The sequence below is a fragment of the Agrococcus jejuensis genome, assembly GCF_900099705.1.
Classification (GTDB): Bacteria; Actinomycetota; Actinomycetes; order Actinomycetales; family Microbacteriaceae; genus Agrococcus; species Agrococcus jejuensis.
Genome location: NZ_LT629695.1, coordinates 2,086,404 through 2,109,407, shown reverse-complemented (window position 1 = coordinate 2,109,407; position 23,004 = coordinate 2,086,404). Strand labels below are relative to the sequence as shown.

Sequence of the window (23,004 nt, the reverse complement as noted above, 5' to 3'; positions counted from 1 at the left end):
CGATGCGACCTCGATTCGGGCCGAAGTCCTCAACTCCGCGGGCGGAGGGCGATCGCGAGGGATGCGGTCGCGAACAGCGCCGCCGAGACCGCGAGCATCGGCAGCAGGCCCGTGAGCACCGCCACGAATCCCGCGATCGGCGCGACGACCACGATGACGGCGCGGTTCGCGGCGCGCATCGTCATGTTGACGCGCGCCTGCGCCTCGTCGGGCGTGCGCGTCTGCCGGTACGCCATCTCGTGCGAGTTCGACGCGCCCATCGCGATGCCATGCAGCAGCTGCCCCGCGCCGAGCAGCACGGTCGCGAGCGAGGGTGAGGAGGCGACGAGCACCGCCGCCGCCATCACGAGCACCGCGACCGTCGACAGCCCATGGCACGCGGCGACGGTCGGCAGCGCGCCCAGGCGCCGCCCGACCCATCCCGTGACCGACGCCCCCACGACGGCGCCGACGCCCGCCGCGGCGAGCACGATGCCGAACGCGCCCGCGTCGAGCCCGAGCGTCGTGAGCGCGAACGGCGCCACGAGCACGCCCAACGTGGCGTTCGCCGCGAACCACACGTGCGTCGCGACCGCGAGCCGCGTCAGCGCGGTGCCGCGGTAGACGAGGCGGATGCCCTCGCCCACGTCGGCGAGGATGCCGCGCACCGAGCGCCGCCCGGCGGGCTCGGGCTCGTCGACGCGGATGCGCGCGACCGCGAGCGCCGCGAACGCCGACGCGACCGCATCCACGAGCACCGCGAACGGGGCGCCGACGAGTCGCACGACGAGGCCGCCGAGCGCGGGCCCGCCCGACTGGGCGACGGCATCGGCCGTGTCGATGCGCGCATGGGCCGCCTGCAAGGAGGCCCCCGACACGAGGCGCGGCAGGAACGCCATCGACGCGGCGTCGTTCACGACCGTCGCGACGCCGTACGCGACGACGACGACGAGCAGGGTCGGCAGCGTGAGGGCGTCGAGCACCCACAGCGCCGGGATGGCCGCGAGCAGCACGGCGCGCACGGCGTCGCTCCACACCATCACGGGCTTCCGCCGCATGCGGTCGACGAGCGCGCCCACGAGCAGGCCGACGACGAGGTACGGCAGCCAGCGCGCGGCGCTCAGCAAGCCGGTGTCGGCGGAGTCGCCGCCGAGCGTGACGACGACGATCGTCTGCAGCGCGAGCAGGGTGACGTACGTGCCGACGCTCGACGCCGACTCGGCCGCGAGCAGCCAGCGGAACGAGCGGGGCACCCGCGCATCCCCGTCGCTCGCCGCCATGCGCCCATCCAATCGCACGCTCCGCCGGACGCCCCGGCGCTCCCGGCTCGCCGTCACGCGGCTCGGATCGTTCGCGCAGGCTCGACGACGCGGTCGGTGGCACGCTGGCCCGATGCACCAGCCGCCGTCCGGTGATCGCACGCCCGTGCCGCCGCCGCACCTCCCGCCCGAGTCGCACGACCCGTACGACAGGAGCGGTCGACGACAGCGGCGCACCGCGATCGTGACGATCGCCGCGATCGTCGCCGTGCTCGCTGCGGGCGGCGGCGCCTACGCGATCGGCGAGGCCGTGCGACAGGACCCGCGCGAGGTGGTGGTCGCCTACATGGAGGCGCTGCAGGCCGGCGACGTCGAGGCGGCCAACGCGCTCGCGTTCGCCGAGCCGGCGAGCGCGATCCCGGCGCCCGAGTCGATGGACGACGCGACGCCGCTGACGTCGTTCGAGGTCGCCGAGGGCTACCCTGCGTCGCTGCGGAACCTCGCCGACGAGGTCATCGACGGCATGTGGTTCGACCTGACGTTCGTCGTCGACGGGCAGACGTTCGAGGGCAGCGTGATGACGGAGTCCCAGGGCGGCTGGTGGGCGACGGAGCGCTGGTCGATCCGCGAGGGGCTCGCGATGGAGGTGCGGGTGACGACGCCGCCGTCGGTGCTGTCGATCGAGGCACGATTCGCCGGCGCCACGACGACGGTGACGACGCCGTCGGTCGTGACCCCCGCGCCTGCCACGGCGGTGGTGTATCCCGGCGTCTACGCGCTCGAGCCGGTCTCGACCCCCATGCTGGAGGCGACCGCGATGCCCGAGGTCGTCGTGGGCGAGGCCACGTGGATCACGCTGGAGGCCGCGCCCGGCGAGCAGGCATCCGCGTTCGCCGAGTCCACGGCGATCGACGGCATCGCCCCGTGCGTCGAGGTGGCCGACGACGACTACCTGTCCTGCGACGGGCTCACGGCGTTCAGCGACGCCCCGTACGAGGCCGACGTCGCCTGGGCCCTCGTCGGCGAGCCGACGGCGACCGCGGGCGCGGACACGTGGATGTTCGACGTGGCGACGACCCTCGTCGCGACCTACGTCGACGACGCCGGCGCGACCGTCGAGCAGCGGTTCCCGATCGAGGCGGCCGTGTTCGTGTTCGACGTCACGCCCGACGGGGCGCAGGCCAGCATCGGATGGTGGGAGCGGGGCTGACCCCCGGGGCGTCAGCCCTCGATGAGGTCGTGCCGCACGACGATGGCCTCGCGGTCGGGGCCGACGCCGATCGCCGAGATGCGCGAGCCCGACATGGCCTCGAGCGCGAGCACGTAGTCCTGCGCGTTCTTCGGCAGCTCGTCGAACGTGCGGCAGCCCGAGATGTCCTCGGTCCAGCCGGGGAACTCCTCGTAGATGGGCGTCGCGTGGTGCACGTCGGACTGCGACACCGGCATCTCGTCGTGGCGCACGCCATCCACGTCGTACGCGACGCAGACGGGGATGCGCTCGATGCCCGTGAGCACGTCGAGCTTCGTGAGCACGAAGTCGGTGACGCCGTTGACGCGCGCGGCGTAGCGGGTGATGACGGAGTCGTACCAGCCGGTGCGGCGCGGGCGACCCGTGGTCGTGCCGAACTCGAAGCCGGTCGCGCGCAGGCGCTCGCCCCACTCGTCGAACAGCTCGGTCGGGAACGGGCCGGAGCCGACGCGGGTCGTGTACGCCTTGACGATGCCGATGATGCGGTCGAGGCGCGCGGGCGCGACGCCCGAGCCGGTCGCGGCGCCGCCGGCGGTCGCCGACGACGACGTCACGAACGGATACGTGCCGTGGTCGATGTCGAGCATCGTCGCCTGGCCGGCCTCGAACACGACGATGTCGCCGCGGTCGAGCGCCCGGTCGAGCTCGAGCGCCGTGTCGGCCACCATCGGGCGCAGGCGCTCGACGTACTGCGTGAGGTCGGCGACGATCTCGTCGACCGTGATCGCGCGACGGTTGTAGACCTTCGTGAGCAGGTGGTTCTTGACGTCGAGGGAGCCCTCGACCTTCTGGCGCAGGATCGACGGGTCGAAGAGGTCCTGCACGCGCACGCCGACGCGGTTGATCTTGTCCGCGTAGGCGGGGCCGATGCCGCGACCGGTCGTGCCGATCGAGCGCTTGCCGAGGAACCGCTCCGACACCTTGTCGAGCGTGCGGTGGTAGTCGGCGATGATGTGCGCGTTCGCCGAGATGCGCAGCTTCGACACGTCGACGCCGCGCGCCGACAGCGCCTGCAGCTCGTCGAAGAGCACCTCGAGGTCGATGACGACGCCGTTGCCGATCACCGGCACGACGCCGGGGGTGAGGATGCCGGAGGGCAGCAGGTGCAGCGCGTACTTCTCGTCGCCGACGACGACGGTGTGGCCCGCGTTGTTGCCGCCGTTGAACTTCACGACGTAGTCGGTGCGGCTCGCGAGGAGGTCGGTGGCCTTGCCCTTGCCCTCGTCGCCCCACTGCGCCCCGAGGATCACGATGCCCGGCATGGGGTCCCCTTCTGCTTGGTCGGCAAGCGGGAGCCCGCTTGCACTCCACCCTATCGCGGGGTGCCTGCGCGGCTTCGTGGGGTGCCGGCTCCTCGGTGATCGGCGACTTCGGCCACCGATCGGCGCCTTCATCCGTGCCGACGTCGCCGATCGCTCGGCGGGCGTCAGGCGCCGGCGAGCACCGCCTCGACGGCGTCGGCGATCGACGCGTCGGGCTCGAAGACCGTGCGCTCGAACGCGACCATGACCATGGCGCCGACGACGGCGGATGCGCGCAGCGTCGACGGGCGCGGTGCGCCGTCGGCCTCCATCGCGTCGGCGACGAGGGCGAAGAGCGCGGATCGGTAGGCGGCGAGCGACTGCTGCCACGGCCGGTCGGTGCGGAAGAGCTCGCCGGCGACGACCTTCGCGGCGGTGGGCCGGTCCTCGACGCCCTGCAGGAACGCCGTGACGATCGCCCGCAGCGCGCCGCCCGCGGGGGCCGCCTCGAGCGCCTCCCCCAGCCGCGTGCCGGTGCGCTCGACGGCGTCGGCGAGCACGGCCTCGAAGACCGCATCCTTCGATGGGAACGAGTAGTAGACGCTGCCCTTCGCGACGCCCGCGCGCTCGGCGATGTCGTCGACCGTCGTGGCGGTGACGCCGTGCTCGGCGGCGAGGGCGGCGGCCGCGTCGAGCACCTTCTCGCGGCTGCGGTTGGGGCGGGCCATCGTCGACTCCCATCGGAATACTTGTACTGACTGGTCAGTTTATATTACCGTAGGTCGGTCGAAGGAGGAAGCGCGATGGACGTGGTGCTCGAGCAGGTCGGGATGGGCGACGCCCTGCCCGCGACGGATGCGGCGTTCGCGTCGGGCGAGGCGACGCTCGTCGTCGTCGAGACCGAGCAGCGCCCGACGGTGCTCGGGCTCATCGCCGCCGGCCGCATGAAGCCCTCGACCGGACGCGTGCTGCTCGACGGTCTCGACGACCGCCGCGACCTGCACACGCGCGTCGCGCTCGTCGACGCGCCCCGCGCATCCGACCCCGACCCCGCCGTCTCGCTCGCCGGCGCCATCGCCGAGGAGCTGCTCTTCGCCGGCCTGCCCGGCGACCCGCGCAGCGTGCGCGGCTGGGCGGCGCAGCTCGGCGTGCTCGACGCCCTCGCCACCGCCGTCGCCGACCTCGCCCCCGCGACGCGCACGCGCGTGCTCGCCGAGCTCGCCATCCTGCGCGACGGCGTCGAGGCCGTCGTGCTCGCGAGCCCCGACCGCCACGGCGGCGACCCGCACGACTGGTGGGCGCTCGCCCGCGCGCTCGCCGACCGCGGGTTCGCGGTGCTCGTGCTCGCGAGCCCCGCATCCGAGCGCGTGCTGCGCGCGGCGGGCGAGCTGGATCGATTGGGCAGCAGTGGTTCGCCCAGCGGCGTGTCGGCAACCACTCGCGACCACTCGGCCGCCGATCGTGACCGATCGGCATCCGCATCCCAGGAGGTGGCCGCATGACCGTGCCGCAGATCGTGCTCGCCGAGCTGCGCAGGCTCGTCGCGACGCCCATGGCGCGCCTCGCGCTGCTCGCCCTCTGCACCGTGCCGCTGCTCTACGGCGGCCTCTACCTCTGGGCGAACCAGGACCCGCAGGGCAACCTCGACGACGTGCCCGTCGCGCTCGTCGTGTCGGATGCCGGCGCGGCCGACGACGACGGCACGACGCGTGTCGTGGGCGACGAGGTCGCCGACGAGCTGCTCGACTCCGACTCGTTCCAGTGGCACCGCGTGACCGCCGCGAGCGCGCAGGCCGGCGTCGAGGACGGCACGTACGACTTCTCGGTGACGCTGCCTGCGACGTTCTCGGCCGACTTGCTGAGCGCCTCGGGCGACGACCCGCATCAGGCGCAGGTCGTGCTCGAGACGAACGACGCGAACGGCTACCTCGCGGGCACGCTCGGCGAGCGCGCGACCGACGCCATCCTCACCTCCGTGCGCGAGTCGGTCGGCGAGGAGGCCGCCGGGCGGCTGCTGCTCGCGATCAGCGACATCCGCGACGGGCTCGTCGACGCGTCGACGGGCGCTGGCGACCTCGCCGCGGGCGCGACCGAGGCGCACGACGGCTCGACCGCGCTCGCCGGCGGCACGGCACAGCTCGCCACGGGGGCGGATGCGCTCGCCGACGGCACCGGACAGGTCGCGTCAGGCGCGCAGGCGCTCGCCGACGGCGCCGCGCCGCTCGCCTCCGGGCTCTCGACGCTGCAGTCGTCGACCGCCACGTTGCCCGCAGACGCCGCCGCGCTCGCCTCGGGCGCGCAGCAGGTGGCCGACGGCAACGCGCAGGTCGCCGCCGTGGGCGCGCAGGTCGCGTCGGTGACGAGCGGCCTCGCGGCCGACGTGCCGCAGACGCGCGCCGACATCGTCGCCGCGCTGCAGGCCGCCGGCCTCACCGAGACGCAGATCGCGGATGCGCTCGTGCCGCTCGACGCGCTCGGCTCGGCCGTCGTCGATGGCGACGGGCAGGTGCAGCAGGCGTCGGGGCAGCTGCAGCAGCCGTCCGCGGGCGCGCAGCAGGTCGCGGACGGCGCCGCGCGCCTCTCGGCCGCCGCGCCGCAGCTCGCCGACGGCATCGCGCAGGCATCCTCGGGGGCGTCGCAGCTGTCGACCGGCGCGTCGCAGCTCGCGACCGGCGCCGCCTCCGCGGCCTCGGGCGCATCGACGCTCGCCTCCGGCGCGCACGACGCCGCGTCGGGTGCGACGAGCCTCGACGACGGTCTCGCGCAGCTCGACGACGGCGCCACCGAGCTCGCCGGCGGGCTCTCGGATGCGGTCGACGAGATCCCTGCATCCACCGCCGCCGAGCGCGACGACCAGGCGGCGACGATCGCCGACCCCGTCGCCCTCGACGCCGACGCCGTGACGTCGGCAGGCTCGTACGGCGAGGGCCTCGCACCGTTCTTCCTGTCGCTCGCCGCCTGGATCGGCATCTACGCGCTGCTGCTCATCGTGCACCCCGTCTCACGGCGTGCGGTCACGGCGCTGCGCTCCCCCATCCGCGTCGGCCTCGCCTCGTGGCTCGCGCCCGCGGCGCTCGGCGCGCTGCAGATGGTCGCGCTGTTCGGCATCGTCACGCTCGCGCTCGGCTTCACCCTCGCCGTGCCGCTCGGCGTGCTCGGCGTCATGCTGCTCGCCTCCGCCGTCTTCGCGGCGATCGTCGTCGCGCTCAACGTGTGGCTCGGCTCCGTCGGCCAGTTCCTCGGCCTCGTGCTCATGGTCGTGCAGCTCGTGACCGCCGGCGGCACGTTCCCGTGGCAGACGCTGCCCGGGCCGCTCGCCGCGCTGCACCACGCCATGCCCATGACGTACGCCGTGGAGGCGCTGCGCCAGGTGATGTACGGAGGATCCGCGGGGATCGCGTGGCACGACGCGCTCGTGCTCGCGCTGTTCGGCGCCGGGGCACTCGTGCTCGTGATCCTCGGCGTCGCGCGGATGATGGATCACCGCACGCTGCGCGACCTGCAGCCGAGCCTGATCGGGTAGGCGAGCGTCCCCTCCGGGGCACCTCTCGAGGCTCGCTTCGCTCGCACCTCGAGGAGCGGTCCTCGAGGTGCGGCGGCGGCGGACCAGCCCGGCGAGCCGTTGCGCTTTCGCAGAGCCTGGTCCTATGGTTTCGGCATGCCGAAAACCGTCGAGCGCGTCGCATCCCCGCTCCTCCGTCCGCGCCCGATCTGGCTGCTCGGACCCGCGCTCGTCGCCGGCGTCGCCTACCTCGACCCCGGCAACGTCGCCGCGAACATGACCGCGGGCGCCCGCTACGGCTACCTGCTGCTGTGGGTCGTGGTCGTGGGCAACCTCATGGCGTGGCTCATCCAGTACCTGTCGGCGAAGCTCGGCATCGTCACCGGCAAGTCGCTGCCGCAGGTGCTCGGCGAGCGGTTCGGCTCGCGCGTCGGCCGCATCGCCTACTGGCTGCAGGCGGAGGCCGTGGCGATGGCGACCGACGTCGCCGAGGTCATCGGCGGCGCCGTGGCGCTGTGGCTGCTGTTCGACATCCCGCTCGTCGCCGGCGGTGCGATCACCGGCGCGTTCTCGATGGCGCTGCTGTGGCTGCAGACGCGGCGCGGGCCGAAGGTGTTCGAGATCGTCATCACAGGCATGCTCGTCGTCATCGCCGTCGGCTTCACCGCCGGCCTCTTCGCAGGCCCTCCCGGCGCCGAGGCGCTCGGCGGCCTCGTGCCGCGCTTCGAGGGGCCTGACACGGTGCTGCTCGCCGCATCCATCCTCGGCGCCACCGTCATGCCGCACGCGATCTACGCGCACTCGAGCCTCACGCGCGATCGGTTCCGCGCGACCGGCGCCGACGCGCTGCCCGTGCCGCGCCTGCTGCGCGCGACGCGGTGGGACGTGTCGATCGCGCTCGCGATCGCCGGCACCGTCAACGTGGCGATCATCGTGCTCGCGGCCGCGAACCTCGCGGGCGTCGAGGGCACGGACTCGCTCGAGGGCGCGCACGCCGCGATCGGCGCGGCGCTCGGCGCCGGCGTCGCGACGATGTTCGCCATCGGACTGCTCGCCTCGGGCCTCGCCTCGACGGCCGTCGGCGCCTACGCCGGCTCGGAGATCATGCAGGGCCTCGTGCGGGTGCGCGTGCCGGTCACCACCAGGCGCCTCGTGACGCTCGTGCCGGCCCTCGCGATCCTCGCCCTCGGCGTCGACCCGACGCTCGCGCTCGTGCTGAGCCAGGTGGTGCTGTCGTTCGGCATCCCGTTCGCGCTCGTGCCGCTCGTGTGGCTCACCGCGCGCCGCGCCGTGATGGGCGAGCACGCGAACCGCTGGTGGACGACCGCGCTCGGCGCCCTCTTCGCCGCCGCGCTCGTGACGCTCAACGTGCTGCTGCTGGTCCTCACCTTCACCGGCGCCTGACGCAACGTTCTGAGGTTCTCGGCCCTTTCTGACATCAGAAGGGGCCGAGAACCTCAGATCTCTGCGCCTGCGGGGTCGGTGAGCAGCGCGCGGAGGCGGTCGCGGGTGGATGCGGCGACGGCGAGCTCGTCGAGCACCGCCTCGACGTCGACGGCGAAGGCGAGCACGTGCGGCGCGACGTCGGCGAGGAAGGCGTCGGTCTCGGCGGGCGTCCAGCGAGCCTGGCGGTCGTGCGTCGGGCCGCCGTGCGCGGCGGTGCCGGCCATGGCCCGCACGGATGCGGCGTAGTCGGCGAGCACGTCGGCCGGCGCGACGCCCGCGTGCGCGAGCAGGATCGCGCTCACCATGCCCGTGCGGTCGCGGCCGGCGGCGCAGTGCACGAGCACGCCGGGCTCGGATGCCGCGATGGCCTCGAGCGTCGCCCGCAGCAGACCCGGCAGGATGCGCACGTTGTGCCGCCAGTACTCGGGCGAGTCGAGGATGGGCATGCACACGGCACGGAACTCGGGATGCGCCTGATCCTCGGTCGGTGCGAGCGTCACGACGACCGCCTCGGGCACGGTCGCGTCGGGGTCGGACTCGCGTCGCCCGACCTCGTCGGCGCTGCGCAGGTCGACGATCGCGCGCACGCCCCACGCTGCCGCCGCATCCCATCCGGCGGTCGTGAGCAGCTCACGTCGCGGTCCGCGCGCGACGCGTCGCGGGAACGTCGCGCCGGTCGGCGAGAGCGACGTCGGCAGCCCGCCGAGATCGCGCACGTTCCGCAGGCCGTCCCAGTCGAGGTCGCGCATCCGGCCACCCTACGCAGTTGAGGATCTCGGCCCGATGCGACGTCGCATCGGGCCGAGATCCTCGACTCAGGCGTGGGTGCGGAGCCACTCGTGCATCACGATCGCGGCGGCGGCCGCGGCATTGAGCGATCGGGTCGAGCCGAGCTGCCGCACGTGCACGTGCTCGGATGCCGCTGCGATCGCCTCGTCGGTGAGACCAGGCCCCTCCTGGCCGAAGAGCAGCACGCACGCCCGTGGCAGCGGCGCGGCGTCGACGGCGCGGGACTCGGGATGCGTGTCCACCGCCACGATCGGCAGCCCTGCCTCGGCCGCCCACGCGGCGAGCGCATCGACCGACTCGTGGTGCCGCACGTGCTGGTACCGATCGGTCACCATCGCGCCGCGGCGATTCCAGCGACGGCGGCCGACGATGTGCACCTCGGCCGCGAGGAACGCGTTCGCCGTGCGCACGATCGACCCGATGTTGAGGTCGTGCTGCCAGTTCTCGATCGCGACGTGGAACGGATGCCGACGCGCGTCGAGGTCGGCGACGATCGCCTCGACCGTCCAGTACCGGTACTCGTCGACGACGTTGCGGCGGTCGCCGTGCTCGAGCAGCTCGGGGTCGTAGCGCGGATCGGTGGGATGCGGGCCCGGCCACGGGCCGACCCCGACGGCGGGGAGCTGGGCCTCGGCGTCATGGTCGCGCATGTGCTCAGTCTGGCGGGTGCGCGGGTGCACCTCTCGAGGCTCGCTTCGCTCGCACCTCGAGGAGCGGTGGGGGCAGGTGGAGCATCTCGCCGCACGGGAAGCAGCGTCCCGAGCGACGCACGAGGCCCGGCACCCCCGAAGGAGTGCCGGGCCCGCGCGCGTCAGACGAGCTCGTCCGACCGCCGGCGACGGCGCAGCAGCCCGAAGCCGACCAGGCCGAGCATCGCCGCGAGCACGAGCAGCCAGCCGGCAGGCTCGACGCCGGTGCGCGGCAGGTCGGGGCCGCCGGGTCCACCGGGCCCGCTCGGCGCTGGCGCCGTCGGCGGCGTCGACCCCGTCGGGTCGACCGTCGGCGGCGGCGACACCGGGTCGAGGTAGTGCACCACGACCTGGCCGGTGACGATCGTGCCGTCGGTCGTCGCACCGATCCAGCGGATCGGCGTCGGGTCGCCCTCGAGGCCCGCCTCGGGCGTGAAGGTGATGAACCCCGTGACCGGGTCGACCGTCCACGTGCCCTCGCCGGGCACGACGATCGCGCCGACCTGCGCGCCCGACGCGTCGACGAGACGCACCGACGTCGGGTCGAGGTTCGGCTCGCCGCTCGACGGGTCGACCGTCACGGGCGTGCCGCGCATCCCCTCGCCGTACAGGTCCTCGACCTCGACGACCGGGCCGTCGACGACGCGCGGCGTGTACACGGCCTGCGCCGTCGTGCCGTTGGCGTCGGCGACGCGGTACGGCACGCCGGTCGCGGTGCCGACGAAGCCGGCCTCGGGCGTGAACGCGATGCGGCCGTCGACGACGACGTACGTGCCCTCGCCGGGCACCGTGCGGGTGAGCACGGGCTCGCCGGACTCGTCGAGCAGCACGAGCGTCGACGGGTCGAGCGGCACCGACGGGTCGCCGGCGCGGTCGTTGGCGAGCGGGTCGATCGTCTGCGTCTCGCCCACGGGGCCGACCGACGAGTCGTCGGTCGCGACGGGCGTGACGGCGACGATCGTCGCGGATGCCGTCGTCGGCGCGAGCGTGCCGTTGGCGTCGGCGACCGTGTACGGCACGGTCGACGTGCCGACGTAGCCGGGCAGCGGCGTGAAGACGAGCACGGGCCGGTCGGGGTTCGTGCGGTCGACGGTCCACGTGCCGACGCCGTCGAGCACGAGCTCGTCGACGGGCTCGCCGGCGCCGTTCCGCAGCGTGAGCGTGGAGCCCACGAGCGGCACGTCGGCCGAGCCTGCGGCGTCGTTCGCGAGCGCATCCAGCGTCACCGTCTTGCCCTGCAGCGCCTGCCCGGAGTCGGGGGATGCGATGGGCAGCACCTCGACGAGGGTCGGCGTGAACGTCGACTCGGCAGGCGTGCCGTTGGCGTCGGAGATGCGGTACGCGACCGGCACGGCGGTGCCGACGTAGTCGGCGAGCGGCGTGAACACGATGCGCGGCGACGCGGGCGCCGACGCGTCGACGCGGTACGTGCCCTCGCCGACGATCGTCACCGACTCGACGGGGTTGCCGTCGGCGTCGAGCAGCGTGAGCGTGGCCGGGTCGAGCGGCACCTCGTCGTCGCCGGCCTCGTCGTTGACGAGCACGGGCGACGAGACTGGCGAGCCCTGGCGGCCGGTCGCGGCGTCGGGTGCCGCGATGGGCGTCACGGCCGTGATCGTCGGCGTGAACGTCGACTGCGTGTGCGTGCCGTTGGCGTCGGACACCTGGTAGCCGACGGCCGTCGCCTGACCCGAGAAGTCGGGCAGCGGCGTGAACACGATGCGCGGCGCATCCGCGTCGGAGACGTCGATCGTGTAGGTGCCCTGGCCGGGCACGTCGACCTGCGTCGTCAGCGCGCCGGCGGCGTCGAGCAGGCGCAGCGTCGACGGCACGAGGGGCACGTCGTCGTCACCGGCGTCGTCGTTCGCGAGCACGGGCGACGAGACGGCAGCGCCCTGACGGCCCGACGCGAAGTCGGGGCTCGCGATGGGTGCGACGGCGACGAGCGTCGGCGTGAACGTCGACTCCGTCGTGGTGCCGTTCGCGTCGGCGACGCGGTACGTCACGGGCGTCGCGGTACCGACGTAGCCGGGCAGCGGCGTGAAGACGATGCGCGGCGCATCCTCGTCGGAGGCGTCGATCGCGTAGGAGCCCTGGCCGGGCACCTCGACGACCGTCGCGACGGCGCCGGAGCCGTCGAGCAGCTGCAGCGTCGTCGGGTCGAGCGGCACGTCGGGGTGGCCGGCGTCGTCGTTCGCGAGCACGGCGGCCGAGACCGGCGCACCCTGGCGACCGGATGCGGCATCCGGGTCGGCGATCGGGGTCACGGGCACGAGCGTCGGCGTGAACGTCGAGCGCGCCTCGGTGCCGTTCTCGTCCTCGACGAGGTAGGCGACGGGCTCGGCGGTGCCGACGAACGCGGCATCGGGCGTGAACACGATGCGCGGGTTCGCCGCATCCGTGCGGTCGATCGAGTACCGACCGCCGGGCACGTCGACCGTGGCGACGCGATCGTCGCCCTGCAGCAGCGTCAGCGTGCCGGGCTCGAGGGGCACGTCGCCCTCGCCGGGGCTGTCGTTGTCGAGCACGGCCGCCGAGACGGGTGCGCCCTGACGCCCCGACGCGAAGTCGGGGGATGCGACGGGCTCGACGCCCGCGATCGTGGGCCGCACGAAGGCGGTCGCGGTCGTGCCGTTGGCGTCGGCCACGCGGTACGGCGCGGGCGTCGCCTCGCCCGTGAAGAACGGGAACGGCGTGAAGACGACCTGCGGCGCGGTCGCGGTGCCTGCGACCGTGTAGACGCCCTGCAGCGGCACGGTGATCGACGGCACGGGGTTGCCGGCGCCGTCGAGCAGCATGAAGGTCGACGGGTCGAGCGGCACGCTCGCGTCGCCCGCCGAGTCGTTCGCGAGCGGCAGCACCGTCACGGTGGCGCCCTGGCGGGCCGAGCCGGCGTCGTCGAGCGCGACGGGCGTCACGCCGACGAGCGTGGGCGTGAACGTCGAGCGCGCCCCCGTGCCGTTGGCGTCGGCGACCTGGTAGGTCACGGGCGTCGCGATGCCGACGTACGTGGCGAGCGGCGTGAACGCGATGCGCGGCGCCGAGGCCGTCGACCGGTCGATCGAGTACGTGCCCTGGTCGGCCACGGTCACGGTCGTCGCAGCGTTGCCGTCGGCGTCGATGAGCGTGAGCGTCGACGGCACGAGCGGCACCGACGGGGTGCCGGCGGCGTCGTTCGCGAGCACCGCGGCCGACACGACGGATCCCTGGCGGCCGGATGCGGCGTCGGGGTTCGCGATCGGGGTCACGCCCACGAGGGTCGGCGTGATCGTCGACGTCGTCGTGGTGCCGTTGGCGTCGGCGACGCGGTACGTCGCCGGGCTCGCGGTGCCGACGAACGAGAGCTCGGGCGTGAACGTGACGGTCGGGTTCGACGGCGTCGAGCGGTCGACGGCGTACGTGCCCTGGCCGGGCACCGTCAGCGTGTCGACGGGGGTGCCGTCGGCGTCGAGCAGCGTGAGCGTCGCGGGCGCGAACGGCACGTCGGGGTGGCCCTGCGTGTCGTTGCCGAGCGGCCGGAACGTGATGACGGATCCCTGGCGGGCCGACTCGGCGTCGGGGTTCGCGAGCGGCGTCACGGGCTCGATGATCGGCAGCACGAGCGACTGCGCGGGCGTGCCGTTGGCGTCGAGCACGCGGTACGGCGCGGGCGTCGCGGGGCCGACGAACGTGAGCTCGGGCGTGAACACGATGCGCGGCGCCGCGGGCGTCGAGCGGTCGATCGTGTACGTGCCCTGGCCGGGGATCACGATCTCGGCGACGGGGTTGCCGTCGCCGTCGAGCAGCGTGAGCGTGGAGGGCACGAGCGGCACGTCGGGGTCGCCCGCCGTGTCGTTCGCGAGCGGGGCGACGGATGCGGGCGCACCCTGCCGCGACGTCGCGACGTCGGAGGTCGCGGCGGGCGTGACGGCCGTGATGGTCGCCGTCGCCGTCGAGGGGGCGCGGGTGCCATTGGCGTCGAGCACCGCGTACGGCACGGTCGACTCGCCGACGAAGCCGAGCTCGGGCGTGAACGCGAGCACGGGGTTCGCAGCGTCGGTGCGCACGACGGTCCAGGTGCCCTGGCCGGCGATGACGCGCGTGTCGACGGCGTCGCCTACGGCGTCGAGCAGCGTGAGCGACGGGCGCACGAGCGGCACCTCGGGGCTGCCTGCCATGTCGTTCGCGAGCGCGTCGATCGTCACGACGGCACCCTGGCGCCCCTCGCCCGCGTCGGGCTGGGCGACGGGGTCGACGCCCGTGATCGTCGGCGTGATCGTGGAGGTCGCGGTCGTGCCGTTGGCGTCGGCGACGCGGTACGACACGGGCGTGGCCTCGCCGCGGAACGTGAGCAGCGGCGTGAAGACGACGAGCGGGTTGGCGGGGTCGGTCGCGTCGACGCGGTACGTGCCCTCGTTCGGCACGGTGCGCTCGGCGACGGGGTTCCCGGCGGCGTCCAGCAGCGTGAACGTCGACGGCACGAGCGGCACGCCGGCGTCGCCGGGTGCGTCGTTCGCGAGCGGCGCGAGCGTCACGGTCGCGCCCTGGCGCGCCTCGCCCGCATCCGGCTGCAGCACGGGGTCGACGGGCGTGATCGTGACCGAGATCGCCGAGGCGACGGGCGTGCCGTTCGCGTCGGAGACCCGGTACGGCACGGGCGTCGCGTTGCCGCGGAACGTCGGCAGCGGCTCGAACACGATCACGGGGTTCGCGGGATCGGTCGTGCGGTCGACGCGCCACGTGCCCTGGTCCTCGACGACGAGCTCGTCGACCGAGCCGCCGCCGGCGCCCACGAGCGTCAGCGACGTGGGCACGAGCGGCACGGCGGGGTCGCCGGCGACGTCGTTGACGAGCGGGTGGATCGTGACCGGCGCACCCTGTCGGCCCGTGCCCGAGTCCGGGGATGCGGTGGGCGCGACGGGCGTGAGCGTGGGCGTGAACGTGGCGGTGTCTGGCGTGCCGTTCGCGTCGGACACGCGGTACGTCACGGGGAGGGCCGTGCCGACGTACGAGAGCAGCGGCGTGAACACGATGTGCGGCACGCCGGGCTCGGTCGTGGTGTCGAGCGTGTAGCGGCCCTGCGTGGTCGTGACCTCGGTCGCGGGGTTGCCGTCGGCGTCGAGCAGCGTGAGCGTCTCGGGCTGCAGCGGCACGTCGGCGAGGCCGGGGGCGTCGTTCGCGAGCGGCGACACCGTCACGGGTGCGCCCTGGTGGTTCGTGCCCTCGTCGGGGTTCGCGACGGGAGTGACGGGCGTGATGGTCGGCGTGAAGGTCGACTCCGCGCGCGTGCCGTTGGCGTCGGCGATCGAGTAGCGCACGCGCGTCGCGGGCTCGGCGGCGTTCGCGTAGGTCGCGACGGGCGTGAACACGATGGTCGGGTTCGCCGGGTCGGTCGTCGCGTCGATCGAGTAGGTGCCCTGCGTCGCGTCGAGCGTCACGGTGCCGCCGACGGGCACGAGCGCGCCGGCCGCATCGACGAGTCGCAGGCTCGACGGCACGAGCGGCACGTCGGGGTGACCCTGCGCGTCGTTGGCGACGACGGGCGCCGAGACCGGCGCACCCTGGCGGCCGGATGCGGCGTCGGGGTTCGCGACGGGGGTGACGGGCGTGAGCGTGACGACCACGACGGTCGCCTCGGTCTCGGTGCCGTTCTCGTCGGCGACGACGTAGCGCACGGGCGTCGTCGGTCCGGTGAAGGAGCCGATGGGCGCGAACGTCACGGTCGGGTTCAGCGGGTCGGTGCGGTCGGTCGTCCACAGACCCTCGTTCGGCACGAGGAGCGTGTCGACGCGGTCGCCCGCGGCGTTCAGCAGCGTGAACGTCGCCGGCACGAGCGGCACCGACGGGTCGCCGGAGCTGTCGTTCGCGAGCGGGCGCAGCGTGATGCGCTCGCCCTGGTGGCCCGATCCCTCGTCGGGCAGCGCGACGGGCTCGACGCCGATGAGCGTGGGCGTGAACGTCGACGTCGCCGTCTCGGTGTTGGCGTCCGCCACGCGGTACGTCACGGGGTCGGCGGTGCCGACGAACGACGCGTCGGGCGTGAAGACGATGCGCGGGCCGCCTGCGGCGCCGCGGTCGATCGTGTACCGACCGCCCGTGACGTCGACGAACGGCACGACCTCGTCGCCGAGCAGCAGCTCGAGCGAGGCGGGCACGAGGGGCACCTCGCCGTTGCCGGGGCTGTCGTTGTCGAGCACGGCGGCCGAGACGGGCGAGCCCTGCAGGCCGGATGCGGCGTCGGGCGCGGCGGCGGGGCGCACGCCGGCGATGACGGGGCGCACGAACGCGGTCGCCGGGGTGCCGTTGGCGTCGGTGACGCGGTAGCGCACGGGCGTCGCGTCGCCGTCGAACAGCAGCACGGGCTGGAAGACGATGCGCGGGGTGCCGGGCGTCGTCGTGGTGTCGAGCGTGTAGGTGCCGACGCCGTCGAACGTCACGGTCGTCGCGGCGGCGCCTGCGGCGTCGAGCAGCGTGATGGTCGCGGGGTCGAGCGGCACGGCGGGGTCGCCGGGGCGGTCGTTCGCGAGCGGGAGCACGGTGACCGGGGCGCCCTGGCGCGCGGCGCCGCCGTCGTCGGTGGCGACGGGCGTGACGCCGACGAGCGTGGGCGTGAACGTGGAGCGCGCCGTGGTGCGGTTGGCGTCCTCGACGCGGTAGTCGACGGGCGTCGCGGTGCCGACGTACGAGGCGAGGGGCGTGAAGACGATGCGCGGCGCGGCGGGGTCGGTGATCGCGTCGATCGAGTACGTGCCCTGGCCCGTGATCGTCACGGTCGTCGCCGGGGCGCCGGCGGCGGTGAGCAGCGTGAGCGTCGACGGCACGAGCGGCACGGCGGGGTCGCCCGCCGAGTCGTTGGCGAGCACGGCGGCCGACACCTGCGAGCCCTGGCGGCCCGAGGCGGAGTCGGGCACGGCGGCGGGCGTGACGGCCGCGACCGTGACGGTGATGGTCGACCGCACGGGCGTGCCGTTCTGGTCGTCCACCTGGTACGTCACGGGGTCGGCGGTGCCGCTGAACCCGGGCTCGGGCGTGAAGGTCACGACGGGGGTCGTGCCGGTGCGGTCGACCGTCCACGTGCCCTGGCCGGGCACCGTGATGGTGTCGGTGGGCTGACCGCCCGCACCGATGAGCGTGAGCGAGCCCGGCCGCAGCGGCACGGCGGGGTCGCCGGGACGGTCGTTCGCGAGCGGGTCGATCGTCGTCGACGCGCCCTGACGCGTGGCGCCGGTATCGGGGTTCGCGACCGGGGTGACCGGCGTGAGCGTCGGCGTGTACGTCGACTGCGCGGTCGTGCCGTTGGCGTCGGCGACCTGGTACGTCACGGGCGTCGCGGTGCCCGTGAAGGGCAGCAGCGGCGTGAAGACCACGAACGGCGCTGCCGTGTTCGTGCGGTCGACCGTGTAGCGGCCCTGGTCGGCGATCGTCACGCCGCCCTGGGCGTCGGCGCCGACGAGCACGAGCGACGAGCGGTCGATCGGCACGGCGGGGTCGCCCGGGGTGTCGTTCGCGACGACGTCGAACGGCAGCGCGGCGCCCTGGCGGCCGGATGCGGTGTCGGGGTTCGCGATGGGGGTGACGGCCGAGATCGTGGCGCGCACGGTCGACGATGCGATCGTGCCGTTGGCGTCGGCCACCTGGTAGGCGACGGGGGTGGAGGCGCCGGTGAAGCCGGGCAGCGGCGTGAAGACGAGGCGGGGCGCGTCGGGGTTCGTGCGGTCGACGGTCCACGTGCCCTGGTTCGACACGACGATCTGGGGCACGACGGTGCCGGTGCCGTCGACGAGCTGCAGCGTCGAGGGCACGAGCGGCACGGCGGGGTCGCCGGGGCGGTCGTTCGCGAGCGGGTCGACGGATGCGGGCGCACCCTGCCTGCCGGTGGCGGTGTCAGGCGAGGCGATCGGCACGACGGCGCCGATCGTGGCGCCGACGGTCGAGCGCGCGGTGGTGCCGTTGGCGTCGGCGATGCGGTACGGCTGCGGCGTCGCCTGGCCCGTGAATGCGGGCAGCGGCGTGAACGTGATGACGGGGCTCGCCGCATCCGTGCGCACGACGCGCCAGGTGCCCTGGCCTGCCACGACGATCTCGTCGGTCGGGTTGCCTGCGGCGTCGAGCAGCGTGAGCTGCGAGCGCACGATCGGCACGGCGGCGTTGCCCGGCTCGTCGTTGACGAACGGGTCGATCGTCACGGTGGCGCCCTGTCGCGCCTCCCCCACGTCGGCCCGGGCGATGGGTGCGACGGGCGTGATGGTGGGCGTGAAGGTCGTGCGTGCGGGCACGCCGTTGGCGTCGGAGACCTGGTACGTCACGGGGGTCGCCTCGCCCGTGAACGGGGCGATCGGCGTGAAGACGATGCGCGGCACGGCCGGGTCGGTGCGCACGAGCGTGTACGTGCCCTGGCCGGCGATCGTGACGGTGTTCGTGCCCTGGCCGTCGGCGCCGACGAGCGTGATGGTGCCGGGCTGCAGCGGCACGGCGGGGTCGCCCGGTGCGTCGTTGGCGAACGGCGCCACCGTGACGCTCGCGCCCTGGCGGTTCGAGCCGGTGTCGGGCTGCAGCGCGGGCGCGACGGCCGTGATCTGCGCCGTGACCGTCGAGGTCGCGGCGGTGCCGTTCGCGTCGAGCACGCGGTACGGCACGGCCGTGGAGGTGCCCGAGAACGACGGGAGCGGCGTGAAGACGAAGCGCGGGTTCTGCGGGTCGTCGCGGTTCACCGACCACGTGCCCTGGCCGTCGACCGTGACGGTCGCGACGGGCTGGCCGGCACCGTTCACGTACGAGACCGACGAGCGCTGCAGCGGGATGCTCGCCGAGCCGGGCGCGTCGTTCGCGAGCGGGTCGACGGATGCGGGCGCACCCTGCCTGCCGGTGGCGACGTCGGGCTGCGCCGTGGGCGTGACGGGCGTCACGGTCGCGACGATCGTCGACGACGTGGCGGTGCCGTTCGCGTCGTTGACGCGGTAGCCGACCGCGGGCGCCTGGCCCGTGAAGCCGGGCACGGGCGTGAAGACGACGGCGGGCGAGCCGACCGTCGAGCGGTCGACCGTGAACGTGCCGACGCCAGGGAGCGTGATCGACGTCACGGCGAGGCCCGCGCCGTCCACGAGCGTGAGCGTCGAGGGGATGAGGGGCACGCCGGGGTCGCCGGGCACGTCGTTCGCGAGCGGCAGCACGCGGCCCGGCGCGCCCTGCGTCGTCGAGATGGTGTCGGGCTGCGCGACGGGCGTCGCGGCCGGCAGCGGCACGGTGACGCTCGCCGTCGCGATGGGCGTGCCACCGATGGGGCCGCGGCCCGTGGCGGAGGCGGAGTTCGTGACGGCGCCGGCGGCGACGTCGGAGGCGCGGATGACGTAGGTCGCGGTGAAGCGCACCTGGTCGCCGGGCAGCAGCGTGCCCGGCGTGCTGCGCGGCCACGACACGACGGTGGGGCCGACGAGGCCGGGCATGGCGTCGGAGGCCGTGACGTTCGTGAGCGTGACGTTGCCCGTGTTCACGATGGTGAGCTCGTACTGGATCGTGTCGCCGACGCGGCCGACCTGGCCGGTCGCGATGGCGCCGGTCTTCGTCAGGCTCAGCGCGGGCGTGCGCGGGATGGCGGCGTCGGCGTGCGACGTCGACGACACCGAGGGGACGCCCGAGGGGCCAGTGGCGGTGGCGGTGGCGGTGTTGCCGACGGTGCCGGCATCGATCTGCGCCTGCGTCAGCGCCGTCGAGGCGGTGACGACGACCTGCGCGCCGGGCGCGAGGGTGCCGGGCGTGCCCGGCCACGCGTACGTGAGCTGCGCCTGCGTGAACATCGGGTCGGAGAGCGCGACGTTCGTGAGGGTCGTCGAGCCGTTGTTGGCGATGACGAAGCGGTACGGCAGCTGCGTGCCGACCTGCGGCGTGCCCGTGGGCGCCGTCACGGTCTTCGAGAGCAGCACCGACGTCGTGCGGTTGATGGGCGTGCGGTGCGTGTCGCTGTCGGTGACGGTGCCGGCCTGCGCCGTGCCCGTCGCGGAGGCGGTGTTGTCGACGTAGCCGGCGTCGATCTGCGCCTGCGTGATCGGCATCCGGTACTGCACGGAGGCGGTCTGGCCGGGCTGCAGCGTGCCGGTGGCGGCGGGCCACGTCTGCGCGACGGGCTGGCGTCCGGCGAGCATCGGGTCGCTGATCGTGATGCCCGTGAGCGTCGACTGGCCCGTGTTGCGGATCGCGAACGTGTAGAGGATGGTGTCGTCGGCGTTGCCCGGGCCGTTCAGCTCGTGCGCGCCGGTCTTCTCGAGGTCGATGCCCGGGGTGTTGGCGAGCGGCTGCACGAACGTGTCGGTGCCGGTGACGGCGGCGCCGGTCGGCGGCGTGCCGCGCACGGTCGCGGTGTTCGACACGCGACCGGCGTTGACCTCGGTCTGCGTGATCGTGTGGCTCGCGGTGAAGCGCGCCGTCGCGCCCGGCGCGAGCGTGCCCGTCCATCCGCTCGGCGGCGTGATCGAGGCCACGTTCGGGTCGCTCACGGTGATGCCCGTGAGGGTGACGTTGCCGGTGTTGACGACGTCGAACGTGTAGTTCACGAGCGTGCCGGCCGCGCCGGCGCCCGTCGCCAGCGTGCCGTTCTTGTCGATCGCGATCGTCGGCGTCTGCGTGATCGCCACGGTGGTCGTGGCGGTGCCGTTGACCGCGACGTTCGTGGGCGACGTGCCCGCGACGCGTGCGGTGTTCACGACGCGGCCCGCGTCGATCTCGGCCTGCGTGATCGGCGCGGTCGCGGTCGCGGTGACGGTCTGGCCCGCGCGCAGCACGCCCGCCGTGCCGGGCCACGTGTAGACGATGCTCGACAGGCCGACGTGCGGGTCGGTGATCGTGACGCCCGAGAGCGTGACGTTGCCGGTGTTCGTCGCCGAGAACGAGTAGGTGACGAGGTCGCCGACGCGGCCCGTGGCGCCCTGCGCGAGCGTGCCCGTCTTCGACAGGTTGAGCGCGGGGGCCGGCGGGATGGTCTGCGTCGCGCTCGCCGTCGAGGTGACGGCGACCTGGTTGGGGTTGAGGCCGCGCGCGACGGCGTTCGGGTTCGTGACGGTGCCGCGGTCGACGTCGGTGACGGTGAGCGCGTAGGTGGCGGTGCCGATGACCGTCTCGCCCGCGGCGAGCGTGCCCGGCGGCGTCGACGCGACGCTCGACGTGCCCCAGTCGATCGCGAGGCCCTGCAGGCCCGACATCGGGTCGGTGAGGGTGACGCCCCTGAGCTCGCTCGAGCCCGAGTTGCGGATCGTGAACGTGTAGCTCAGCGTGTCGCCGGGGCGGCCCGTGTAGCCGTTCGAGGGCGTGACGGTCTTCGCGAGCGAGATGGCGCCCACGTTGACGACGGTCGTGTCGCTGTCGGAGATGATGCCGGTGCCCGAGACCGTCGCGGTGTTCGTGAGGCCGGTGTTGGTCGCTGGGCCCGTGCACGTGTACTGCGTCACCCCGCCGACGGCGAGGGTGCCGATCGTGCGCACGCAGCTCGGGGCGAGCGTGTCGGCCACCTGCACGTTCGAGACGGGCGACGACCCGGCGTTCGTCACGGTGATCGTGTACGACGGGGCCTGCCCGGGCAGGATGTCCTGCACGTCGACCGCGGTGGATCCCGATCCCGTGAACGTCTTCTCGATGCGCACGGCGGCGACGGGCACCGCGAGCGCGGCGGCCTGCAGCATGTACGTGTCCTGCACGGTGCCGAGCTCGAGCTGGATCGAGCTCGTGCCGACGGGGATGCCCGTGAGCGCGGTCGTGCGCACGTCGACGCTGCCGTTGAAGAAGGTGTCGGTCGAGGTGCCCTGGAACCGCACGCTGCCGGTCGCGCGGCCGGTGCCGACGTTGTCGGTCTCGCCGGTCGCGCCGGCGATCCTCGTGAACGCGCCCGTGGTGCCGGCTCGATACTGCGCGTAGTCGCCGGAGATGTTGCGGTCGCCCTCCCCGAGGAAGAACGACGACTGGATGTCGCCCGCGGCGCTCGTGAAGCCCGAGAACGTGGTGTGCTGCGACTCGTTCTGGCCGAGGCGCACGTGGCCGTTCGCGATGATGACGTTGCGCGCCTGCGAGGCGTCGTTGCCCGGGATGAACCGGCCGAAGTCGTAGACGAGCGCGAGCGACCAGCCCGCGTAGCAGTTGCGGCCCTCCGCGGCCCACAGGTTGCCGACGTTGATCGTCTGGCTCGAGCCCGTCGCGATGGTCGAGAGCTGGCTCGTGACGTCGGCGAACGCCGAGTAGTACTGCGGCAGCGTGCCCGTGGGCGTCGGCTCGATCGTGACGGCGCCCGCGACGCTCGAGATCGCGCCCGAGCCGACCTGCAGCATGACCTGGCGGTTGGCGGGCGAGCCGGCGGCGAGGGTCGCGTCGGGGGTGACGGACGCGTTGCATCGCTGCACCGTGCCACCCGAGCCGTTGCCTGCGAGCCCCGTGGAGCCCTGCCAGAAGAGGTAGGCGCGCGCGATGCTGGCGCCGGAGGGCACCGTGAGGGTGGCGCTCGTGGAGTTGTCGGCACCCGCGGCCTGCAGCGCGGGCACCGCGTTGCGGCGCTGCATCTGGAAGTTGTCGTTCACGAGGCCCGTGAGCGCGACGCCGTTGTGGAACGCGTCCGCGGTGCCACCCGTGAGGTACGACGTGCCCGCCTGCATGACGCCGTTGCCGACCATGAGGTAGTTGCCGTTGACGACGCTGTTGTAGGCGTTCGTCATGGGGCTCACGACGGCGGCCTCGGCCGGCGCGGCGGGTGCGACGAGGGTCGCGGCGCTCACGCCCATGACGATCGCGAGCACGCTCGCGAGGGCAGCCTTGAGGCGTCGACGGACGGGGGATGCGTGCACTTCGAGCACCTCGGGAAGGGGAGCCGACAGGGAAGCGACTCGTGCTGCTGTGA

10 protein-coding genes are annotated in these 23,004 nt (G+C 73.9%); 4 read left to right on the top strand and 6 right to left on the bottom strand.

Translation table 11 applies throughout. The annotated features are described in order from the left end of the window. Positions 1-29 precede the first annotated feature (29 nt). Positions 30-1,259 carry an MFS transporter gene (locus BLQ67_RS09845; protein ID WP_092504657.1) on the bottom strand — a complete coding sequence of 410 codons (1,230 nt, stop codon included), beginning with the start codon at positions 1,257-1,259 and terminating at the stop codon, positions 30-32. Positions 1,260-1,404: 145 nt separating this feature from the next. On the opposite strand from BLQ67_RS09845, the gene BLQ67_RS09840 reads away from it, so the two are divergent. Beyond that, entirely contained in the window at positions 1,405-2,448 is a 1,044-nt protein-coding gene (locus BLQ67_RS09840; protein ID WP_157674787.1) for a hypothetical protein, read from the top strand. Positions 2,449-2,459: 11 nt separating this feature from the next. Here BLQ67_RS09840 and BLQ67_RS09835 read toward each other — a convergent pair whose 3' ends face one another. Together BLQ67_RS09835 and BLQ67_RS09830 are read right to left on the bottom strand one after the other, a co-directional pair. Then, complete coding sequence (locus BLQ67_RS09835; protein ID WP_092504653.1) at positions 2,460-3,749, bottom strand: adenylosuccinate synthase; 1,290 nt, start codon at positions 3,747-3,749, stop codon at positions 2,460-2,462. Between the two features lie 164 nt (positions 3,750-3,913). Next, positions 3,914-4,456: a TetR/AcrR family transcriptional regulator gene (locus tag BLQ67_RS09830; RefSeq protein WP_092504651.1), complete on the bottom strand. Its 543-nt coding sequence runs from the start codon at positions 4,454-4,456 to the stop codon at positions 3,914-3,916. 75 nt (positions 4,457-4,531) lie between these two features. Between BLQ67_RS09830 and BLQ67_RS09825 the strand changes: the two genes are divergently transcribed. From BLQ67_RS09825 to BLQ67_RS09815, 3 genes are all read left to right on the top strand, one after another. Continuing rightward, the gene (locus tag BLQ67_RS09825; protein ID WP_172802292.1) at positions 4,532-5,230 is read left to right on the top strand and encodes a hypothetical protein; all 699 of its coding nucleotides are present in this window, start codon (positions 4,532-4,534) and stop codon (positions 5,228-5,230) included. Then, a complete protein-coding gene (locus BLQ67_RS09820; protein ID WP_092504649.1) occupies positions 5,227-7,251 on the top strand; it encodes a YhgE/Pip family protein in 2,025 nt (674 codons plus the stop codon). Before BLQ67_RS09825 ends, BLQ67_RS09820 begins: the two co-directional genes overlap by 4 nt. A 135-nt stretch (positions 7,252-7,386) precedes the next feature. Further along, positions 7,387-8,634 carry an Nramp family divalent metal transporter gene (locus BLQ67_RS09815; protein WP_092504647.1) on the top strand — a complete coding sequence of 416 codons (1,248 nt, stop codon included), beginning with the start codon at positions 7,387-7,389 and terminating at the stop codon, positions 8,632-8,634. A gap of 53 nt (positions 8,635-8,687) precedes the next feature. Here the strand turns inward: BLQ67_RS09815 and BLQ67_RS09810 are convergent, their stop codons facing one another. The 3 genes from BLQ67_RS09810 to BLQ67_RS09800 all read right to left on the bottom strand — a co-directional run bounded on the left by BLQ67_RS09810 (position 8,688) and on the right by BLQ67_RS09800 (position 22,960). Next, entirely contained in the window at positions 8,688-9,425 is a 738-nt protein-coding gene (locus BLQ67_RS09810) for a tyrosine-protein phosphatase (RefSeq protein WP_092504645.1), read from the bottom strand. A 66-nt stretch (positions 9,426-9,491) separates the two neighbouring features. Further along, positions 9,492-10,115, bottom strand: a complete 624-nt coding sequence (locus BLQ67_RS09805) for a TrmH family RNA methyltransferase (RefSeq protein WP_092504643.1) — start codon at positions 10,113-10,115, stop codon at positions 9,492-9,494. Positions 10,116-10,276: 161 nt separating this feature from the next. Next, complete coding sequence (locus BLQ67_RS09800; RefSeq protein ID WP_172802291.1) at positions 10,277-22,960, bottom strand: DUF7507 domain-containing protein; 12,684 nt, start codon at positions 22,958-22,960, stop codon at positions 10,277-10,279. Between the last annotated feature and the right edge of the window lie 44 nt (positions 22,961-23,004).